The organism is Pseudomonas sp. RIT357, from assembly GCF_000632245.1.
Classification (GTDB): Bacteria; Pseudomonadota; Gammaproteobacteria; order Pseudomonadales; family Pseudomonadaceae; genus Aquipseudomonas; species Aquipseudomonas sivasensis.
Window position 1 is genome coordinate 102,622 of the sequence record NZ_JFYX01000003.1, and the last position, 19,248, is coordinate 121,869.

Sequence of the window (19,248 nt, forward strand, 5' to 3'; positions counted from 1 at the left end):
TCAGTCAAAGATGCTCCAACTGATCCACTGCTATCGGGGGCAAGCCCCCTCCCACATTTGAAGTGCGTTGCCTCTAAGGTCTGCGCCAGACACTGGCCAGCCAAGGCTGCTGCTCACGCGGCAACCCCGCCGGCCGGTAGTAATGCTCCAGCTCCACAAACCCGGCGGTGGTGAGCAGTGTTTGCCACGCCTCCAGGTCGTGATAAGCCCCATAGCGCGGCCCATTCCAGCCTTCCTGGTTATCACCCCGCGGGTTGGAGCTGAACAGCACACCCCCAGGCTTCAGTGCCCCATGCAGTTGCTTGAGCACACGTGGCAGTTCCTGCTTGGGGATATGAAACAGCACCGCATTGGCAAAGATCCCATCGAAGCGTTCAGCGGGTAAGTCCAGCTTGAGGAAATCCTGCTGCAACACCTCGCAGCCGCTGTCTTCGCGCGCCATCTGCGCAAAGCGCTCCGAGCCGTCGAGGCCGACGGCGATATGGCCCATTCGCGTAAACGTCTGCAAATCCCGTCCCGGCCCGCAACCGAAATCCAGCACGGTGAACGGCGCAGCACCTTGGAGATGCCGCAGCAGTGCGTCGATATTCTGGCTTACATCGTGATCGCGAGTGCCTTCACGGAAGTCCTCGGCCACTGTGTTGTAGTGGTCGAGGGTGGTGGACGTGATCTGGTTGAGATCGTCGGGCTTGAGGGTCATGACGGTGAATACCGGGCGCTGAGAGGGCCCGACTATACCTCACCTCTTGTTCAGCACCCGCGCCAGGCGATCGCCGCTCAGTTGAATCACCGCCACCAGCACCACCAGCAGCACAATCACGGTCAGCATGATCTGTGTGTCAAAACGCTGATAGCCGTAGCGGTACGCAATGTCGCCCAAGCCGCCGGCACCAATCGCGCCGGCCATGGCCGACGAGTTGATCATGGTCACCAGCGTAATCGTAAATCCGCCGACAATTCCCGGCAGCGCTTCGGGCAACAGCACATGCCAGATGATGTGCCAACGACGGCAGCCCATGGCTTGTGCGGCTTCGATCAGCCCGTGGTCGACCTCGCGCAAACTCACTTCGGCGATCCGCGCGAAGAACGGTGTCGCGGCGATGGTCAGCGGTACAACCGCCGCCCACACACCGTAGGTGGTGCCAACGATCAGCCGGGTGAACGGGATCAAGGCCACCATCAAAATCAAAAAAGGAATCGAGCGGAACAGATTGACGAAGGCCCCCAGCACCCGGTTCAGCGCCGGCGCCTGGTAGATGCCGCCCTTGTCGCTGGTCACCAGAAACACCGCCAGTGGAATCCCCACCAGCAATGCAATCAGCGACGACACGCCGACCATCAACAAGGTGTCGATGGCGCCCTGTACTAAACGATCAAACCACATAGCCCAGCACCTCCGCCTGTTGTGCCCAATTCGCGGCGCGGTTGCGCAGTTCTTCGGCGCTGTGGGGTGAGCCATTCACCGCCAGCAGCAATTGCCCCAAGGCATGGCCCTGGATGCGTTCCACACCGCCTTGCAGCAAGCGCACGCGCCCGCCGAGAGCGCTGAACAGCGCGGCCAGGTCCGGTTCATCGCTGGCACTGCCGGTGAGCTGCAAGCGCAACACCACTGCAGCGTCCGCTGATGACGGCGAGTGCTGCAACCGGCTTTGCAGTTCTTCCGGCAGCCCATGTTGCAGCGGCGCCAGCAGGGTCTTGCTGACCTCGTGCTGCGGGTTGCCAAACACTTGCCACACCGGGCCTTGCTCGACGATGCGCCCGTGTTCCAGCACCACCACGCGGTCGCAGATGTCGCGGATCACCGCCATCTCATGGGTGATCAAGACGATGGTCAGGCCCAGGCGCCGGTTGATCTCGCGCAACAGGCCGAGGATCGATTGGGTGGTCTCCGGGTCCAGCGCCGAGGTGGCTTCGTCGCACAGCAGGATCTGCGGGTCGTGCACCAGCGAACGGGCGATGCCCACGCGCTGTTTCTGCCCACCGGAAAGCTGCGCCGGGTAGGCCTTGTGCTTGTCCTGCAAACCCACTAACTCCAGCAGCTCACGCACCTTTTGCTCACGCTGGAGCTTGGGCACGCCGGCGACTTTCAGCGGCAATTCGACGTTCTGCCACACGGTCTTGGCCGACATCAGGTTGAAGTGCTGGAAGATCATGCCGATGCGCCGACGCAGCGCTACCAGATGGTCTTCGTCGAAGTCGCCGATGTCCACCTGATCGATCAGCACGCGCCCGCTGCTCGGTTGCTCCAGCCGGTTGATGGTGCGGATCAGCGAGGATTTACCAGCACCGCTGCGGCCAATGATGCCGAAGACCTCACCGCGCTGGATCGCCAGGTCGATGCCGTGCAGGGCATGCACCGTGCCGTCGTAGGTCTTGCCCAGGTTGATAAAGCGCACGTGCGCGCGGTTCAGGTCTGGATGCAGTTCAGTCTGCTCGGCGTCCCTGGGCGGTGTGCCCAGGTCGCGCAGTTGAGAGTGGGCGGCGGTCATTTTTTATCTTCCCAACCCACTTGGTAGAGCTTGCCAAGGGATTTATCCAACGCAGCGCGCACCACCGGCGAGTGCTGGTAAATGTCGACGAACTTGATTACACGCGGGTCGGTTTTGCTCTTCGGTTGGATCACGAACTGGATGACGTATTCCGGGTGGTCGAGGCCGTCGAACAGCAGCGCCGATTCCGCGTCGAAAGTCTTGGACAGGCGGATATACGCCGGGTAGCCCTGCACCAGGTCTGCATCGTCATAGGCACGTACCAGCTGCACGGCCTCGACTTGCAGGATTTTGATTTTCTTTGGGTTTGCGACGATGTCTTCTTCGGTGGCCTTGTAGCCCACACCCGGCTTGAGGGTGATCAGCCCGGCCTTGGCCAGCAGTTGCAGGCCGCGACCGCTGTTGATCGGGTCGTTGGCGATGGCCACGCTGGCGCCTTCGGGCAGCTCGTTGAAGCTTTTGTACTTTTTCGAATACAGCCCGACGTTGTTGATGATGCCCGGCGCGTAAGGCACCAGGTCAAAACCGGCGGCGGCCTTGGCGTTTTCTAGGAAGGGGATGTGCTGGAAGTAGTTCACGTCAATATCGCCGGCGGCCAGGCTGACGTTGGGCGCGATCCAGTCGGTAAACTCCACCAGCTCGACTTTCAAGCCTTGCTTGCCGGCTTCAGCGACTGCGGCTTCCAGGGGAATCGCGAAGGCCGCGGTGGTGCCGATTTTCAACGGTGCATCGGCGGCGAACACCGCCGAGCTGAACAACCCGAAGGCCAGGGCCAGTGCTTTGACTGGGTTATTGAGGAATGTCTTTTTCATAGTGGATTTCCAGTCATAAGGTATTAGGACAAACAATGCAGATCCAATGTGGGAGGGGGCTTGCTCCCGATAGCGGAGTGTCAGCAAACCAATCCGGTGACTGATACACCGCTATCGGGAGCAAGCCCCCTCCCACATTTTTGTTCAGTGGCGGTAGGTCGAGCCGGTGTGTTGTTCAGGTAGGCGAGCACTGCCGTGGAAGACTTTTTCCCGTAGCGTGCCGCTCTCATATTCGGTTTTGTACGACCCCCGCTTCTGCAGCACCGGCACCACCAGGTCGATAAAGTCCACATAGCTTTCCGGCGTCACAATCCGCGTCAGGTTGAAGCCATCCAACCCGGTTTCGCTGATCCACGATTCCAGCTCGTCAGCGACTTGTTCGGGCGAGCCGACCAAGGTGATATAGCGTCCGCCGAGGGCGTGCTGCTCCAGCAATTTGCGCCGGGTCCAGTCGTTGTTTTGCAGGTTCTTGGTGGCCGACTGGATTGCGTTGCTCTTCACGTACTGGATCGGTTCGTCGATTTCGTACTGGGAAAAATCAATCGCGGTGGACGCCGAGAAGTGCGCCACGCCGGCCTCCGCGCTGGCATAGCTCAGGTACTCGGCATGCTTGGCCCAGGCCTGTTCTTCGGTGGCGCCGACGATTACGTTGAGGCCCATGAACACCTTGATGTCATCCGGATTCCGCCCGGCCTCGACTGCACTGGCGCGCACCTTGTCCACCTGGGCCTTGGTCGACGCTTTGTTCTGCCCGCTGATAAACACGCACTCGGCATGGCGCCCGGCGAACAGCAAGCCACGGTCCGAGCTGCCGGCCTGGAACAGCACCGGCGTACGTTGCGGCGATGGTTCACACAGGTGATAACCCTCCACCTGATAAAACTCGCCATGGTGCTCGACCTTGTGCACCTTGCCCGGCTGCGCGTAGACCCGCGCTTGCGGATCGTTGAGCACCGCGTCGTCTTCCCAACTGCCTTCCCAAAGTTTGTACAGCACCTCCAGGTACTCATCGGCTTGGTCGTAGCGTCGGTCATGCTCGACCTGCTCGCTAAGGCCCATGGCTTTGGCGGCGCTGTCGAGGTAGCCGGTGACGATGTTCCAGCCCACCCGGCCACGGCTCAGGTGATCAAGCGTGGACATGCGTCGGGCGAACAGATACGGCGGCTCATACGTGAGGTTGGCGGTCAGGCCGAAGCCTAGATTCCTGGTGACTGCAGCCATGGCCGAGACCAGCAGCAACGGGTCGTTGACCGGCAGTTGGATCGACTCCTTGAGCGGCACGTCGATGGAGTTTTGATAGACGTCGTACACGCCGACGATATCGGCGATAAACAAGCCGTCGAACAGCCCACGCTCCAGGGTTTGCGCCAACTCAGTCCAGTACTCGATGGTCTTGTACTGGGTGGACGTATCTCGTGGGTGGGTCCACAGGCCGTGGTTGATGTGCCCGATGCAGTTCATGTTGAAGGCATTGAGCAGGATCTTTTTCTTCGCCATCAAATGGTCCCCCGCAGTGGCGGGTTTTCAGCATTGAGGTAGTAATTGCCTACCGCGTGGTACTTCCAGCGCACCGGGTCGTGCAGGGTGTGCACCCGTGCGTTGCGCCAGTGGCGGTCGAGGCCGTGCTCGGCCAGGGTCGCCTGGCTGCCGGCGAGTTCGAATAAGGTGCTGCCGGCGGCCAGGGAGATTTCGGTGCTCAAGGCGCGTACTTCGGCCACGGCAATCGAGGCAGCCGCAACGGTCTCGGCATTGCTGTCGGCCTGGGCGCGGTCGAGGAATTCACCTGAGCGTTCCAGCAATGCCTCTGCGGCGTGCAGACGGATGCTCAAGTGGCCGAAGCTCTTCAGGGTCAACGGGTCTTCAGTGGCCTTGTCGTTGCCGGAGTCGATCCATGGGCGAGTCTTGGTGCGCACAAAGTGCAGCGCATCCTCAAAGGCGGCGCGGGCGATGCCGGTGTCGATGGCAGCATGAAGAATCTGCGCGAGCGGGCCGACGGTAGTCGGGCGTTCAAAGGCGCTTTGGAAAGGGACCACGTCGTGGGCAGCGACCCAGACGTTATCGAACACCACCGAGCCGCTGCCGGTGGTGCGCTGGCCAAAGCCGCTCCAGTCGTCAATCACGCTCAGGCCTTCGCTGTCGCGCGGTACAAACGCCAACTGCTGCACGCCGTGCTCATCCACCACTGAGGTCGGGATGCGTTGCGCGTAGATCGCACCGGTTGAGTAGAACTTGCGGCCCGTGATGCGAAAGCCGTCGCCGTCGCGTGTGATGCTCGTGACGCGATCGTGAGCGGTCTTGGTGCCCAGTTCTGCAAGGGCATTGCCGAAGCGCTGGCCGGCGAGTACTTCGGCGTACAGGCGTTGTTGCTGCGCGGGGCTGCCGTTAACGCGCAGCACTTCCAGGGCATAGAAATGGTTTTGCGGAATCTGGCCCAGGGAGGCGTCGGCCTGGGCGATCAAGGCGATGACCTTCGCCAGGGTGACGTTGGACACGCCTGCACCGCCGTATGCCTTCGGCACGCTGATGCCCCACAGGCCGGAGCGGGAAAACACGTCCAACTCGGGCAGCGGCAGGCGGCGTTCGCGGTCGCGCTGGGCGCTGTCGCGGCGGAAGTCTTCGGCCAGGTCGCTGGCGACAACAAGGGCTTGTTCATCGCTGGTGATAACCGCGACGTGATGAGAAAGGGTCATGCGTATTTCTCCAGAGGTCTGGTCGGTTAAATCCAGGAGTGGCGAGCAGGCAGGGTGCCGTTTAAGCGATAGGTGCCCACCGCGTGGTACTTCCATCGCACGGGGTCGTGCAGCGTGTGTACGCGCGCGTTGCGCCAATGCCGGTCGAGGTTGAACTCAGCGAGGGTGGCGCGACTGCCGGCCAGTTCAAAGAGCTTCTCGCTGACCAGCAACGACACTTCAGTGGTCAACACTTTGGCCTCGGCCACGGCGATTGAGGCGCGTGCAGCGGACTGCGCGGTAATCGGCGCGGCACTGACCTGATCCAGCACTTGGCCGGCCTTGCGCAAGAGCGCTTCGGCGGCGTGCAGCTCGATTTTCAGCTTGCCGATATCGGCGATTACATACAGGTCATCGCTGGCGCGTTCGACCTTGGCGTCGATCCAGGGCCGTGAGCGCTCGCGAACAAAGCTGATGGTGTCATCCAGAGCACCACGGGCGATGCCGGCGTCGATCGCGGCCTGGATTAATTGCGAGACGGCGCCCTGGATGTTCGGGCTTTCGCCGATGCGCCAGTTGTCGACCACCAGGTCGGCGTCGACCGGTACCTGGTCGAGCAGCACCGTACCGCTGGCGGTGGTGCGTTGGCCGAAGCCTGACCAGTCATCGACGATGCGCAGCCCTTCGGTGCCACGGCGCACGAACGCCATGACCTGCTTGCCGTCATCGTTCAGCGCCTTGATCGCTACCCAGTGGGCAAACAGCGCACCGGTGGAGTAGAACTTCTGGCCGCTGATCACGTAACCGTCGCCCTTGGCGGTGATGCGCGCCTTGAGTTCCAGGGTGTTTTTGGTGCCCCGTTCCGGGCCGCCGTTGCCGATGCGCCAGCCGTCGAGCACGCTCTGGAACAACTGCTTTTTCTGGCGCTCGGTGGCAGCGCCCTGCAACAGGTGCAGGATGCCGAAATGGTTCTGCGGGATCTGCCCGAGGGCCGGGTCTGCCGCGCTGATGATTGCGAACACGTCGGCCAGCGTCACGAATGACACCTGCGGGCCGCCGTATTCGCGGGGAATGGAAATACTGCCTAGCCCACTGCGGGTGAACTGTTCGATCTGTGCCCATGGCAGCTTGCGTTGCTGATCGCGCGTGGCGGCTTGCAGGCGCGCGGCCTCGGCCAGCTCATGGGCGGCGTTCAGCGCCTCGGCGTCGTTGCGCAGCACGGCGGCCGGCAACAGCAGCGGTGCTACGTCCAGATCACGTTGGGGGGGTGTTAGAGCCAAGTTAGACATCAGCGCCGCTCCTTGGCTGCACGTAATGCCCTGGCGTTGTGCACCGGGGTAATTCTGACCATACCGACCTCGCATTCAATGAAATGAAAACAGAAAAATCAAAGATGTCCGGTGGTCCGGTGCATATACCCTAAGCTTGTTAAATATTTAAATAAACTAACTTTTGGGAATATGCATAGAAGGGCGATCAACCGGGTTCACAGGGTGAGCCCAGAGGGCGTGGCTGATAGACCGGCGCGGTGCCGGCCGGACGGGTGATCGCGCTGGCGGCAATACGTAGCGTCCGGGCTGGCGCCCAGCGCGAATTGTTGCCGACCCGGTCCAGAATGCAGTAAGTCACCTCCAACCGGCTGTCGTCGCCGGCCTCGACTATCAACGTCGGCGGCACCCAAACCTGCACCGCCTGGCCGACGGCCTTGGCCTGTATCTTCGGCAGGTCCATGCGTGCGTCGCCCCAACGCAGGGTGATGGCATCGCCGGTGGTCATGTTCAGGTAGGGCTCGATGGTCAGCGGAATCCCCCGCCGCACCTGGCTGGCATTCACGCCGTAGCGGCGAATGGTGTCCGGCAGACCCACCGGGGCAAGGTTCTGGTTTTCACCGCTGTAGAGGGCGCAGGGCAGGCCTCCGGGGGAGTTGGTTTTCACACGCAGGTGCGTCATGGCCGAACGTGCTGGGGCGCGGCCGACCTGCATGATTTGGTAATGAACCTGAGCGACACCCTCCTGCACAAAACTTTCCGGAACACGCAGTCGGGTAGGCATGCCGACTTCGCAGGCAGTCACCCGCCGTGAGGCCGCAAAACAGTTGTTCCAGAACAGCTCGATCAGATCGCCGTCATCCATGCCAGGGTAGGGTGCGATATCGACCAGCAGCTGTGCGGCTGCCAGGGCATTGATGCCGTTTCGAAGGGCCTGTGGCAACGTCGGGGCGGTGAGCAGGGCCGGGGTTGCAGTGCACGTCATAAGTAATCTCCTTGATGCAGCCAGCAGCAATCGTTCCGACCCTTTGGCGCAGGTGCGCAGCGGGGCTGAAAGGAACGATTCAGTGAATAGCCGGGATAGGATCCAATCCTCTGGGCCTTAGATAAGAGGGTTGGCCAAGGGGCGTCAATGGCGGCAAAAGGCTTAACGGCGGGTTCGGTGATATTCAGACGGGTCTGACTGGGCGGGGGATTTTAAGGCGCAATAGCGAGCGTGTTTTACAGCTGTGGGCGAGGACTTCTTGTAGGAATACTAATGGTGGCGAGGGAACAAGCTCCCTCGCCACAAATGCTCAATCGTAGGGTGCAGTTAATGCGCGAGGAATTTGCTCAAAAACTGCCGCGTGCGTTCTTCCTTGGGGTTGGCAAACAATGCCTTGGCTTCGCCCTGTTCCACGATCACGCCCTTGTCGAAAAAGATCACCCGGTTGGCAACGTCTCGGGCAAAGCTCATTTCGTGGGTGACGATGACCATGGTGCGATTCTCCTCAGCCAGGCTGCGGATGGTCGCCAGCACTTCACCCACCAGTTCCGGATCGAGTGCCGAGGTGGGTTCGTCGAACAGAATCACCTCCGGCTCCATGGCCAATGCACGGGCAATCGCCACGCGCTGTTGCTGACCACCGGACAGACGCCGTGGGTAGGCGTCTTCCTTGCCCGCCAGGCCGACCCTGGCCAGGAGCTTGCGCCCCAGGGCAATAGCGTCTTCGCGCGGCATCTTCTTGACCACGGTGGGGCCTTCGATGACGTTTTCCAGCGCAGTGCGATGGGGGAACAAGTTGAAGTTCTGGAACACAAAACCCACGTGTTGGCGCAGGCGCCGCACCAGGTTCTGTTGCTGGTTGAGCGGTTTGCTGCCGTCGATCTGGATGTCGCCCACCTTGATGCGGCCGCTGGTGGGTTCTTCAAGGAAATTCAGGCAGCGCAGGAAGGTGGTCTTGCCGGAACCGCTGGGGCCGATGATGGCGACAACTTCGCCTTCCTTGACCTCAAGGTCGATGCCGTTGAGCACCACCTGACCGTTGAATTGTTTGGTCAGTTTTTCAACCACGATCATGCTTCAAGACTCCAGGTCATGCCGGTTGACCCGGTCTTCCAGACGATTTTGAAAATGCGCCAGGATGCTCGCCAGTACCCAGTAGATCAGAGCGGCGGACAGATACATGGTGAAAATTTCGAAGGTACGCGCCGACACCAGTTGCGCCTGGCGAAACAGCTCCGGCACCTGAATGGTGGCGGCCAGCGCCGTGTCCTTGACCAGCGAAATAAAGCTGTTGCCCAGCGGCGGCAGCGCGGTGCGCATCGCCTGCGGCAGGATGGCCCGGCGCAGGGTCTGCGCGCGGGTCATGCCGATACTGGCAGCGGCCTCCCACTGGCCACGCTCGATAGACGCGATGGCGGCCCGCAGGATTTCACACGCGTAGGCGGCCATGTTCAGCGAAAAGCCGATCATGGCTGCCGGGATCGGATCCAGCTCGATGCCCACTTGCGGCAAGCCGTAGTAGATCAAAAACAGCTGTACCAGCAAGGGCGTGCCGCGAAAGAACGAGACATAGACACGGGCAGTCCAGCTCAGCAGCTTGAAGCGCGACAGACGCATCAAGGCCAGGCCGAAGCCCAGCAGCAAGCCGAAGAACATGCCGCCAAGGCTGAGAATCACCGTGTAATACGCGCCCTTGAGCAGAAAGGGCGCGGAATCCAGCGCGAGTTGGAAACCTGCTTCCATTATTGAGTGACGTCAGCGTTGAAGTACTTCTCGGACAGCTTCTTCAAGGTGCCATCGGCGCGCAGCTTGTCGAGGGCCTTGTTCACCGCCTCCAGCAATTCAGGCTCGCCTTTGCGCAGCGCGATACCGGCTTCCTGGCGGGAGAAGGCATCGCCTGCAGCGGCGGTGTCCGGGGCTTTCTTGGCGTATTCCAGGGCGGCCAGGCGGTCGATCAGAATCGCGTCGATACGGCCGATGCGCAGGTCCTGGAACTTGGTCGGATCATCGTTATAGGTCTTGATGATGGCTTTGGGTTGGTTGTCCTTGAGCCATTGCTCGTAGTTGGTGCCCAGGCCCACACCAACTTTTTTGCCGGCCAGGTCGTCGGCGGTCTTGATGGTGTCAACGTTCTTCTTCAGCACCAGCGCCTGGATACCGGAAACGGTGTAAGGCGTGGAGAAATCGTACTTCTTCTTGCGCTCTTCAGAGATGGTCACTTGGTTGACCACTGCGTCCAGGCGCTTGGATTCCAGGGCAGCGAGGATGCCATCCCATGGCGTGGCCTGCAGCTTGACCTTGACGCCCAACTCCTTGGCCAGCGCTTCGGACAGCTCGACTTCGAAACCGCTGAGCTTGCCGCTTTCATCGACGAAGCTGAACGGCGGATAGGTGCCTTCCAGGCCGATTTTGATCTCGCCGGCCTTTTTGATGTTGCCCAGTTGCTCGCCGGCAACGGCCTGGCCCAGCAGGCTGGCACCGAGAGCCAAACCCAAAGTACCGACCAGCAACGTGCGACGGAATACGGAAATAGTCATGAAGAGCCCCTGTGTTTTTATGTTGAGCGAAGCAGGTGACGCGGTAGTCGTATCCTGCCTTAAAGCGCGAAGCGCGTCTTCGCCTTCGGCGCGATGATAAAGCCGGGTTTTAAGACTTGAAAATAATATAAAACTCAATTGATATTCTTTTTATGAATATGCGTTGAGTCTAATGTGGGAAGGGGCTTGCCCCCGATAGCGGTGTATCAGTAACAGATGAGCTGGCTGATACTCCGCTATCGGGGGCAGGCCCCCTTCCACATTTAGCCCGCGTTTATTCAGTTGAAAACCGAGTCATAGGCAAACAACGCCGGTGCCCCACCGGTATGCAGGAAAATAATCGGGCCATCTTCAAAGCGCTGGCGCCCTATACCGTCCAGCAAGCCGGCCATGGCCTTGCCAGTGTAGACCGGGTCCAGCAGCAGGCCTTCCTGGCTCGCCAATAGCTTTACCGCCGAAAGGGTCCCGGCGTTCGGTTCGCCATAACGCGGGCCGAAGTATTCGTCCCACAGGATCACCTTGAAGGCTTCGGGGATATCCACGCCGAGCAACTCGGCAGTGCGTTCGGCCAGGCCCTGGACTTTGGGGCGCTGGGCTTCGTCGGTGCGCGATACGGTGACGCCGACTACCGGTAAGTTCGGCAGTACTTCACTCAACGCCAAGGCCAGGCCGCTGTGGGTGCCGGCACTGCCGGACGCCAGTACCACGGCGGCGAATTCGATGCCGCTGTCTTCGATCTGCGCGGCCAGTTCCAGCCCGGCGCGCACATAACCTAAGGCGCCGAGGGCATTGGAGCCGCCGATGGGCACCAGGTACGGCTTCTTGCCGTTGCTGCGCAGGCGGTCGGCGAGGGCGTTGAGTTGGTCGTCGACGTTATCGAGGTTTTCCACCAATTCCACCTTGGCGTCGAACAGCTCCAGCAGCAGGCGATTGCCGTTGCCCAGGTAGTTGGGGTCTTCGGTACCGGTGGGGTTTTCCAGCAGGGCCACGCAGCCTAGGCCGAGCTTGGCGGCAAGGGCGGCAGTCTGGCGTACGTGGTTGGACTGGATGGCACCGGCGGTCACCAGGGTGTCGGCCCCCTGAGCGATGGCGTCGGCGGCCAGATATTCGAGTTTGCGCAGTTTGTTGCCGCCCATCGCCAGTGGCGTGGTGTCGTCGCGCTTGACGTAGATGTCCCGTCCCAACCAGGTCGACAACCGTTCGAGTTTTTCCAGGGCGGTGGCGCCGCCGAGCAGGTCCAGGCGGTTAAAACGGTCGAGCTGTTGCTTGATCATGGCTACGCACGGTGGCTAAGGGATGAAGCGACTATAGGCAGGCACTTTTCATCGGGCAACCGTCAATCGCTTATGCCCGATGGTTCTTAGCATCACACCATTGGTTCTTAATGTCGGCCAGGGTGCATACCGTAAAGTGATGGCCATTACGTCAGGAGTAAATACTGTGAGTGAGCGTTCCAGTCATTGGCAATTGCAGACCATTGTCAGCCAGTTGCGCGGCGCCCGGGACCAGTGGCGGACGCGCAATGGCCGCTTGAGTGGCGAGCATGGCGGACGCGAATTGCCGTCCCGAGAAGCCGTTGCACAAATCCTCGAAGCGCTGTGCGGCGCGCTGTTCCCGATGCGCTTGGGACCGGCGGATTTGCGTGAAGAAAGTGAAGATTTTTACGTCGGTCATACCCTCGACGTCGCGCTCAATGCCTTGCTCGCTCAGGCCCGTCTTGAGCTGCGTTATGCCGCTCGACAGGGCGGGGAGGATGACAGCCAGATCGATGCCCACGCCATCCGCCTGATCCAGGGTTTTGCCCTGGCCTTGCCGTCTCTGCGCAGCCTGCTGGACACCGACGTACTTGCCGCTTACCACGGCGACCCGGCCGCGCGCAGTGTGGATGAAGTGTTGCTGTGCTATCCGGGGATCCTGGCGGTGATTCACCACCGTCTGGCCCACCACTTGTACCGCGCCGGCTTGCCGCTGCTGGCGCGGATTATTGCGGAAATCGCCCACTCGGCCACCGGCATCGACATCCACCCCGGCGCGCAGATCGGCCCGAGCTTCTTTATCGACCATGGGACCGGTGTGGTCATTGGTGAAACCGCGATCATCGGCGAGCGGGTGCGCATCTACCAGGCCGTGACGTTGGGCGCCAAGCGCTTCCCGGCAGATGAAGACGGGCAGTTGCAGAAAGGCCATCCGCGTCACCCGATCGTCGAGGATGATGTGGTGATCTACGCCGGGGCGACGATCCTCGGACGGATCACCATCGGCAAGGGCTCGACCATTGGCGGCAATGTGTGGCTGACGCGCAGTGTGCCGGCTGAGGCGAACATTACTCAGGCGAATCTGCAGCATGATGACGGGGCGCAGAAGTAAAACCCTACGCAGATCACCTGTGGGAGGGGGCTTGCTCCCGATAGCGCAGTGTCAGTTGGTACATTCATTGACTGACACGCCGCCATCGGGAGCAAGCCCCCTCCCACATTGTTAGCCTCATTCCAGATTTACCCCGCAATCGCTGAACGATTTGCCTCCCGCACCCGTCATACCAATCCTTGAGCTAGTGTAGGAATAACCGACCACTCAGCCCTGCGATTAGTCCAAAACCGCCTATCCATGTTTAACTTGAATGTTCGTTCAAGTTAAACCCGGTGGTTCGCTGCCCGCTCACAACAGGAGGCTTACCTTTGCTGAGTCCGTTATTTACAGCCACATGCTCCAACCTCGGGGTGCATCGCTCATGAGTGCATCGTCCACCCCAGCCAGCGGCCAAGTGCGCATGAATGCGCCGGTTTTCTACTTCGCCGCGACCTTCATCCTGCTGTTCGGCATCACTGTCATCGCTATCCCGCAACAGGCCGGTGCCTGGTTGCTGGCAGCGCAAAACTGGGCGGCCAATACGGTCGGCTGGTACTACATGCTGGCGATGACCCTGTATCTGGTCTTCGTGGTGGTCACCGCGCTATCGGGCTACGGCAAGATAAAACTCGGTGCCGACCACGACGAGCCCGAATTCAGTTACCTGTCCTGGGCCGGCATGCTATTCGCCGCAGGGATCAGCATCACGCTGTTCTTCTTCTGCGTCTCCGAGCCGCTGACGCACTTGGTGCAGCCGCCCCAAGGCGCGCCGATGAACGCCGATGCCGCGCGCCAAGCCATGCAGATTCTGTTTCTGCACTGGGGCCTGCACGGTTGGGGTGTGTTCGCGTTTGTCGGCATGGCGCTGGCGTATTTCGCCTACCGGCATAACCTGCCACTGGCGTTGCGCTCGGCGCTGTACCCGCTGATCGGTAAGCGCATCAACGGCCCTATCGGCTACGCGGTGGATGGCTTCGGCATCATTGCCACGGTGTTTGGTCTTGGCGCCGACATGGGCTTCGGCGTGCTGCACCTCAACTCCGGCCTCGACTACTTGTTTGGCATTGCCCACACCCAGTGGATTCAGGTCGGTTTGATCACCCTGATGATGGGCGCGGCGATCCTTGTTGCAGTGGCCGGCGTCGATAAGGGCGTGCGAGTGATGTCCGACATCAACATGCTGCTGGCCTGCGCGCTGCTGCTGTTTGTGTTGTTTGCCGGGCCTACCCAGCACTTGCTCAACACCTTGATCCAGAACATCGGTGACTACCTCGGCGCGCTGCCGACCAAGAGTTTCGACGTTTACGCCTACGACAAGCCGAGCGACTGGCTGGGCGGTTGGACGGTGTTCTATTGGGCCTGGTGGATCGCATGGTCGCCGTTCGTGGGCCTGTTTATCGCGCGGATTTCCCGTGGCCGCACCATCCGCGAATTCGTGTTCGGCGTGCTGCTGATCCCGCTGGGCTTTACCCTGGCGTGGATGTCGATCTTCGGCAACAGCGCCATCGACCAAGTGCTCAACCACGGCATGACCGCGCTCGGTCAGTCGGCCATCGATGACCCGTCGATGAGCCTCTACCTGCTGCTGGAAACCTATCCGTGGAGCAAAACCGTTATCGCGGTGACCGTGTTTATCAGCTTCGTGTTCTTCGTCACCTCGGCGGACTCGGGCACGGTAGTTTTGTCGACGCTGTCGTCCAAAGGCGGCAACGCCGATGAAGACGGGCCGAAATGGCTGCGGGTGTTCTGGGGTGCGATGACCGCGCTGGTCACCAGTGCGTTGCTGTTTGCTGGCAGTATCGACTCGCTGAAATCGGCGGTGGTGCTGACCTCGCTGCCGTTCTCGCTGATTCTGTTGCTGATGATGTGGGGGCTGCACAAGGCTTTCTATCTGGAGTCGCAAAAGCAGATCGCCCAGTTGCATTCCTTGGCGCCGATCTCGGCTTCGCGTAAAGGCAAGGGCGGCTGGCGCCAGCGCTTGAGCCAGGCGGTGCATTTCCCATCGCGCGATGAGGTGTACCGCTTCCTTGAATCGACGGTGCGCCCGGCGATTGAAGAAGTGACGGCGGTGTTTGTCGAGAAGGGACTTTCGGTGGTCACCCAACCGGATCCATCCAACGACAGCGTGAGCCTGGAAATCGGCCATGGCGAGGAGCATCCGTTTATCTACCAGGTGCAGATGCGCGGCTACTTCACGCCGTCGTTTGCCCGTGGCGGCATGGGCTCCAAAGAGATCAACAACCGCCGCTATTACCGGGCGGAAGTGCACTTGAGTGAGGGCAGCCAGGACTACGACCTGGTGGGCTACACCAAGGAGCAGATCATCAACGACATCCTCGACCAGTACGAGCGGCACCTGCAGTTCCTGCACCTGGTGCGCTAGGTTTTGCGCAGGCCAGCGGTGACGTTGGGCTTGCGTGAAATTGCAGTTTTTTATGAGTCTTATCGTTCCTCTGGCGTAGGACTTTGCTGTACAACGAAAGGGCAGACTTAAGCGATTCAGCTGGTTAAAAGGCCTGGGAATAACCTTATTCCCAGGCCTTATTTGCCCTAGACCCAGAGAGGATTCGATGACGTACATTGCTGCCGAAAACCGCTATGAATCTATTCCGTATCGCCGCGTAGGCCGCAGTGGATTGGTGCTGCCTGCACTGTCCCTGGGGCTGTGGCACAACTTTGGCGACAGCACCCCGATCGACACCCAGCGCGCCCTGTTGCGCACGGCGTTCGACCTGGGTATCAACCACTTCGACCTGGCTAATAACTACGGCCCGCCCTACGGCAGCGCCGAGATCAATTTCGGTCGTTTGCTGCGTGAAGACTTCAAGCAGTACCGCGACGAATTGATTATCTCCAGCAAGGCCGGTTGGGACATGTGGCCCGGCCCTTACGGCCAGGGCGGCGGTTCGCGCAAATACGTGCTGGCCAGCCTGGACCAAAGCCTGCAGCGCCTGGGCGTCGACTATGTGGATATTTTCTACTCCCACCGCTTTGACGCCGACACCCCGCTTGAAGAAACCGCCAGCGCCCTCGCCACCGCCGTGCAACAAGGCAAGGCGTTGTACATCGGCATTTCGTCGTATTCCGGCGTGAAGACTCGCGAAATCGCTGCGCTGCTCAAGGAGTGGAAAGTACCGCTGCTGATCCACCAGCCGGCCTACAACCTGCTCAACCGCTGGGTGGAAAAAGACCTGCTCGACACCACCGAGGAACTCGGCGCCGGCGTGATCGCTTTTACGCCACTGGCTCAGGGTTTGTTGACCGACAAGTACCTCAACGGTGTGCCGGCTGATGCACGGGTCAATCGCCCGGGCGGTGGTTCGTTGCAGGCCAAACACTTGTCCGACGCCAACATCGCCCATGTGCGTGCGCTGAACGAAATCGCCCAGCGCCGTGGTCAGAGCCTGGCGCAACTGGCACTGGCGTGGACGTTGCGTGATCCACGGGTCACCAGTGCGCTGATCGGCGCGAGCCGGCCGGAGCAGATTATCGAGAACGTCGGAGCGTTGAAGAACTTGAGCTTCACTGCGGAAGAACTGGCGGAGATTGATCGGTTTGCGCAGGAAGGCGGGATTAACCTGTGGGAAAAGCCATCGACCGCTGAATAATTTGGTATGACTCGGTCAATGTGGGAGGGGGCAAGCCCCCTCCCACATTTGATGTGCTGTGTGGTTTAGAACGGCACGTCCCCAAGAATCGTTGCCCGATGCATCACCCGCCGCTGCGGCCGGTAGTCATCCACCGCGTAGTGCTGGGTCACGCGGTTGTCCCAGAACGCCACGTCGTTTTCCTGCCAGCGCCAGCGGATAGTGAATTCGGGGCGCGTCGCGTGGGCGAATAACAGCTTAAGAATCGCCTCGCTTTCCGCCGGTTCCAGTTCATTGATCCTGGTCGTGAACCCGTCGCTGACAAACAGCGACTTGCGTCCACTCACCGGGTGAGTACGCACCACCGGGTGCGACAGCGGCGGGTTCTTCCTACGGGTTTCTTCCCAGCGCAACAGGTCTTCGGCGGTGTTGCCGAAGCGCTCCAGCGGGAAAGACTTAGTGAAATCGTGGGTGGCGGTGAGGCCGTTGAGCAACGCCTTAAACGGCTCGGACAACGCCTCATACGCCGCAATACCACTGGCCCACAACGTGTCGCCACCAAACGCCGGCAGCAGCTTGGCGCTAAGCACCGCGCCGAGCGCCGGGGTGGGCAGGAAGGTCACGTCGGTGTGCCATACGGCGTTGTCGCGTACGTCGGTGACGGCGGTGTCGAGGATCAGCACTTCGGGCTGTTCCGGCACGTTGGGGTAGATCGGATGAATATGCAGGTCGCCAAAATTCGCGGCGAACCGCGCTTGTTGCTGCGGGGTGATCGGCTGGTCACGGAAGAACAGCACCGAGTGGCGGAGTAACGCCTGCTCGATGGCATCGCGGTGTTCGGTGCTCAGCGGCTGGGTAATATCGACGCCACTGATCTGGGCGCCCAAGGCAGTGCTCAATGGGGTAACGGTCAGGCTGCTCATGCGGTTCTCTCAATGTGCCTGGCCATGCCAAGGCACTAACTTACGCTGCAGGGCACGCAGGCCCATTTCCATGGCGAAGGCGATCAAGGCGATGACCAGAATCCCCAGTACCACCACATCGGTGACCAGGAACTGCGCCGCCGACTGCACCATAAAGCCCAGGCCGCTTGTGGCGGCGATCAGCTCGGCAGCGACCAAGGTCGACCAGCCCACACCCAGTCCGATGCGCACGCCGGTCAGGATGTCAGGCAGGGCGCTTGGCAGGATCACATGGCGAATCAGCTGGGCGCGGGTGGCGCCCAACGACTGCGCGGCGCGCAATTTGGCAGGGTCGACGGTGCGTACGCCAGTCGCGGTGGCGATGGCAATCGGTGCGAAGATCGCGAGGTAAATCAGCAGCACTTTAGACAGCTCACCGATGCCGCACCAAATCACAATCAGCGGCAGGTAGGCCAAAGGTGGAATCGGTCGGTAGAACTCGATCAGCGGGTCGAGAATGCCTCGGGCAATGCGATTGGAACCGATGGCGATGCCCACCGGCACGGCGGTCAGCACCGCGAAGCCCAGGCCCAGGCCGATACGGCTGAGGCTCGCGCCCAGGTGTTGCCACAGAGTGGAGTCCATATAGCCCGTGGTCGCCAGCAACCAGCCTTTTTGCAGCACGGCGGACGGCGGTGGCAGGAACAGCGGTTCGATCAAACCGGTGGCGGTCACCCCCCACCAAATTGCCAGGAGCGCGGCCAGTGTCAGCAGGCTGATCCAGCGTGTGCTTAAGCTGCGGCGCACCGCAATGACCGCGTGCGTCACCGGCTTGGCGGCGGTGGCGGGAAGTTCGTAGCTGCTCATGCGGACACCTGCCGTTGGGAGAACACTTTGCCCAGCACGTGTTCGCGGGTCTCGATAAAGCGCGGGTCGGACTTGATCGCCCGCGCCGATTCACCCGCCGCATAGCGTTGGCCGAAGTCCAGGTGCAGGCGTTCCACGATCTGGCCTGGGTTGGGCGCCAGCAGGATCAAATCAGTGGCGAGGAACACGGCTTCTTCGATGTCATGGGTAATCAGGAACACAGGCTTGGCCGTGCGGCGCCAGACTTGCAGCAACAACTCCTGCATCTGTTCGCGGGTGAAGGCATCGAGGGCGCCGAAGGGTTCGTCCATCAGCAGCACACGCGGGTCTGCCGCCAAGGCGCGCGCCAAGCCGACGCGTTGCTTCTGGCCGCCGGAGAGCTGCCAGATACGGCGGCTGTCGAAACCCGCCAGGTCCACCAGCGCGAGCATTTCCCTGGCACGTACTTCACGTTGCGCCTTGGGTACGCCGGCCAATTCGAGGCCGAAGCCGACATTGGCCAACACATCCTGCCAGGGCAGCAACGCATCGTCCTGGAATACCACACCACGCTCGGCGCTGGGGCCTTTGACCGGCACGCCATCAAGGGTAATGCGCCCGGCAGAAGGTTCGACAAAACCGGCAATCAGGTTCAACAGCGAGGTCTTGCCACTGCCGGACGGCCCGAGGGCCACCAGCAATTGCTGGGGCCCAAGGTCGAGTGAAATATCCGCCAGTACCGGTTCCGGGGCGCCTGGGTACTGTGCGCTGATGCGCTCCAGTTGTAGCAAGGCCATCGCGATG

At 61.0% G+C, this 19,248-nt stretch carries 18 protein-coding genes; 3 read left to right on the forward strand and 15 right to left on the reverse strand.

Annotated features, from left to right (window positions below; all coding sequences use genetic code 11):
- Positions 1–73: 73 nt before the first annotated feature.
- From BW43_RS22420 to BW43_RS22365, 12 genes are all read right to left on the reverse strand, one after another.
- Positions 74–700 (reverse strand): bifunctional 2-polyprenyl-6-hydroxyphenol methylase/3-demethylubiquinol 3-O-methyltransferase UbiG, encoded by a 627-nt coding sequence (locus tag BW43_RS22420; protein ID WP_032884912.1) that lies wholly within the window; start codon positions 698–700, stop codon positions 74–76.
- A 39-nt stretch (positions 701–739) separates the two neighbouring features.
- Positions 740–1,384, reverse strand: coding sequence for a methionine ABC transporter permease (locus BW43_RS22415; protein ID WP_003187635.1), 645 nt, complete (start codon positions 1,382–1,384; stop codon positions 740–742).
- Positions 1,374–2,489, reverse strand: coding sequence for a methionine ABC transporter ATP-binding protein (locus BW43_RS22410; RefSeq protein ID WP_032884913.1), 1,116 nt, complete (start codon positions 2,487–2,489; stop codon positions 1,374–1,376). Before BW43_RS22410 ends, BW43_RS22415 begins: the two co-directional genes overlap by 11 nt.
- The gene (locus BW43_RS22405) at positions 2,486–3,301 is read right to left on the reverse strand and encodes a MetQ/NlpA family ABC transporter substrate-binding protein (RefSeq protein ID WP_032884914.1); all 816 of its coding nucleotides are present in this window, start codon (positions 3,299–3,301) and stop codon (positions 2,486–2,488) included. The genes BW43_RS22410 and BW43_RS22405 overlap by 4 nt, the downstream gene beginning before the upstream one ends.
- A gap of 144 nt (positions 3,302–3,445) precedes the next feature.
- Complete coding sequence (locus BW43_RS22400) at positions 3,446–4,798, reverse strand: LLM class flavin-dependent oxidoreductase (protein ID WP_032884915.1); 1,353 nt, start codon at positions 4,796–4,798, stop codon at positions 3,446–3,448.
- Positions 4,798–5,991 carry an SfnB family sulfur acquisition oxidoreductase gene (locus BW43_RS22395; RefSeq protein WP_032884916.1) on the reverse strand — a complete coding sequence of 398 codons (1,194 nt, stop codon included), beginning with the start codon at positions 5,989–5,991 and terminating at the stop codon, positions 4,798–4,800. Before BW43_RS22395 ends, BW43_RS22400 begins: the two co-directional genes overlap by 1 nt.
- A 26-nt stretch (positions 5,992–6,017) precedes the next feature.
- Positions 6,018–7,259, reverse strand: a complete 1,242-nt coding sequence (locus tag BW43_RS22390) for an SfnB family sulfur acquisition oxidoreductase (protein ID WP_032884917.1) — start codon at positions 7,257–7,259, stop codon at positions 6,018–6,020.
- A 187-nt stretch (positions 7,260–7,446) separates the two neighbouring features.
- Positions 7,447–8,223, reverse strand: coding sequence for a hypothetical protein (locus BW43_RS22385; protein WP_032884918.1), 777 nt, complete (start codon positions 8,221–8,223; stop codon positions 7,447–7,449).
- A gap of 327 nt (positions 8,224–8,550) precedes the next feature.
- Complete coding sequence (gene tcyN, locus BW43_RS22380) at positions 8,551–9,297, reverse strand: L-cystine ABC transporter ATP-binding protein TcyN (protein WP_032884920.1); 747 nt, start codon at positions 9,295–9,297, stop codon at positions 8,551–8,553.
- 3 nt (positions 9,298–9,300) lie between these two features.
- The gene (gene tcyL, locus BW43_RS22375) at positions 9,301–9,966 is read right to left on the reverse strand and encodes a cystine ABC transporter permease (RefSeq protein ID WP_032884921.1); all 666 of its coding nucleotides are present in this window, start codon (positions 9,964–9,966) and stop codon (positions 9,301–9,303) included.
- Positions 9,966–10,760: a cystine ABC transporter substrate-binding protein gene (gene tcyJ, locus BW43_RS22370; protein ID WP_032884923.1), complete on the reverse strand. Its 795-nt coding sequence runs from the start codon at positions 10,758–10,760 to the stop codon at positions 9,966–9,968. Before tcyJ ends, tcyL begins: the two co-directional genes overlap by 1 nt.
- Positions 10,761–11,038: 278 nt before the next feature.
- Positions 11,039–12,034 (reverse strand): D-cysteine desulfhydrase, encoded by a 996-nt coding sequence (locus BW43_RS22365; protein ID WP_032884924.1) that lies wholly within the window; start codon positions 12,032–12,034, stop codon positions 11,039–11,041.
- Between the two features lie 166 nt (positions 12,035–12,200).
- On the opposite strand from BW43_RS22365, the gene epsC reads away from it, so the two are divergent.
- The 3 genes from epsC to mgrA all read left to right on the forward strand — a co-directional run bounded on the left by epsC (position 12,201) and on the right by mgrA (position 16,717).
- Entirely contained in the window at positions 12,201–13,127 is a 927-nt protein-coding gene (gene epsC, locus BW43_RS22360; protein WP_032884926.1) for a serine O-acetyltransferase EpsC, read from the forward strand.
- 403 nt (positions 13,128–13,530) lie between these two features.
- Positions 13,531–15,492, forward strand: coding sequence for a choline transporter BetT (gene betT, locus BW43_RS22355; protein WP_163033287.1), 1,962 nt, complete (start codon positions 13,531–13,533; stop codon positions 15,490–15,492).
- Between the two features lie 187 nt (positions 15,493–15,679).
- On the forward strand, positions 15,680–16,717 hold the full coding sequence (gene mgrA / locus BW43_RS22350) for an L-glyceraldehyde 3-phosphate reductase (RefSeq protein ID WP_032884927.1): 1,038 nt from the start codon (positions 15,680–15,682) through the stop codon (positions 16,715–16,717).
- A 65-nt stretch (positions 16,718–16,782) separates the two neighbouring features.
- On the opposite strand, the gene tauD is transcribed toward mgrA, so the two are convergent.
- The 3 genes from tauD to tauB are packed head-to-tail and all read right to left on the reverse strand — an operon-like array spanning position 16,783 to position 19,241.
- The gene (gene tauD / locus BW43_RS22345; protein WP_032884929.1) at positions 16,783–17,619 is read right to left on the reverse strand and encodes a taurine dioxygenase; all 837 of its coding nucleotides are present in this window, start codon (positions 17,617–17,619) and stop codon (positions 16,783–16,785) included.
- 9 nt (positions 17,620–17,628) lie between these two features.
- Positions 17,629–18,465 carry a taurine ABC transporter permease TauC gene (gene tauC, locus BW43_RS22340; protein ID WP_032884931.1) on the reverse strand — a complete coding sequence of 279 codons (837 nt, stop codon included), beginning with the start codon at positions 18,463–18,465 and terminating at the stop codon, positions 17,629–17,631.
- The gene (tauB, locus tag BW43_RS22335) at positions 18,462–19,241 is read right to left on the reverse strand and encodes a taurine ABC transporter ATP-binding subunit (RefSeq protein WP_032884932.1); all 780 of its coding nucleotides are present in this window, start codon (positions 19,239–19,241) and stop codon (positions 18,462–18,464) included. The genes tauC and tauB overlap by 4 nt, the downstream gene beginning before the upstream one ends.
- Between the last annotated feature and the right edge of the window lie 7 nt (positions 19,242–19,248).

Bases quoted from the DNA above. Each gene is read 5' to 3' on its own strand.
- BW43_RS22420 (WP_032884912.1), bottom strand. From the start codon at position 700: ATGACCCTCAAGCCCGACGATCTCAACCAGATCACGTCCACCACCCTC.
- BW43_RS22415 (WP_003187635.1), bottom strand. From the start codon at position 1,384: ATGTGGTTTGATCGTTTAGTACAGGGCGCCATCGACACCTTGTTGATG.
- BW43_RS22410 (WP_032884913.1), bottom strand. From the start codon at position 2,489: ATGACCGCCGCCCACTCTCAACTGCGCGACCTGGGCACACCGCCCAGG.
- BW43_RS22405 (WP_032884914.1), bottom strand. From the start codon at position 3,301: ATGAAAAAGACATTCCTCAATAACCCAGTCAAAGCACTGGCCCTGGCC.
- BW43_RS22400 (WP_032884915.1), bottom strand. From the start codon at position 4,798: ATGGCGAAGAAAAAGATCCTGCTCAATGCCTTCAACATGAACTGCATC.
- BW43_RS22395 (WP_032884916.1), bottom strand. From the start codon at position 5,991: ATGACCCTTTCTCATCACGTCGCGGTTATCACCAGCGATGAACAAGCC.
- BW43_RS22390 (WP_032884917.1), bottom strand. From the start codon at position 7,259: ATGTCTAACTTGGCTCTAACACCCCCCCAACGTGATCTGGACGTAGCA.
- BW43_RS22385 (WP_032884918.1), bottom strand. From the start codon at position 8,223: ATGACGTGCACTGCAACCCCGGCCCTGCTCACCGCCCCGACGTTGCCA.
- tcyN (WP_032884920.1), bottom strand. From the start codon at position 9,297: ATGATCGTGGTTGAAAAACTGACCAAACAATTCAACGGTCAGGTGGTG.
- tcyL (WP_032884921.1), bottom strand. From the start codon at position 9,966: ATGGAAGCAGGTTTCCAACTCGCGCTGGATTCCGCGCCCTTTCTGCTC.
- tcyJ (WP_032884923.1), bottom strand. From the start codon at position 10,760: ATGACTATTTCCGTATTCCGTCGCACGTTGCTGGTCGGTACTTTGGGT.
- BW43_RS22365 (WP_032884924.1), bottom strand. From the start codon at position 12,034: ATGATCAAGCAACAGCTCGACCGTTTTAACCGCCTGGACCTGCTCGGC.
- betT (WP_163033287.1), top strand. From the start codon at position 13,531: ATGAATGCGCCGGTTTTCTACTTCGCCGCGACCTTCATCCTGCTGTTC.
- mgrA (WP_032884927.1), top strand. From the start codon at position 15,680: ATGACGTACATTGCTGCCGAAAACCGCTATGAATCTATTCCGTATCGC.
- tauD (WP_032884929.1), bottom strand. From the start codon at position 17,619: ATGAGCAGCCTGACCGTTACCCCATTGAGCACTGCCTTGGGCGCCCAG.
- tauC (WP_032884931.1), bottom strand. From the start codon at position 18,465: ATGAGCAGCTACGAACTTCCCGCCACCGCCGCCAAGCCGGTGACGCAC.
- tauB (WP_032884932.1), bottom strand. From the start codon at position 19,241: ATGGCCTTGCTACAACTGGAGCGCATCAGCGCACAGTACCCAGGCGCC.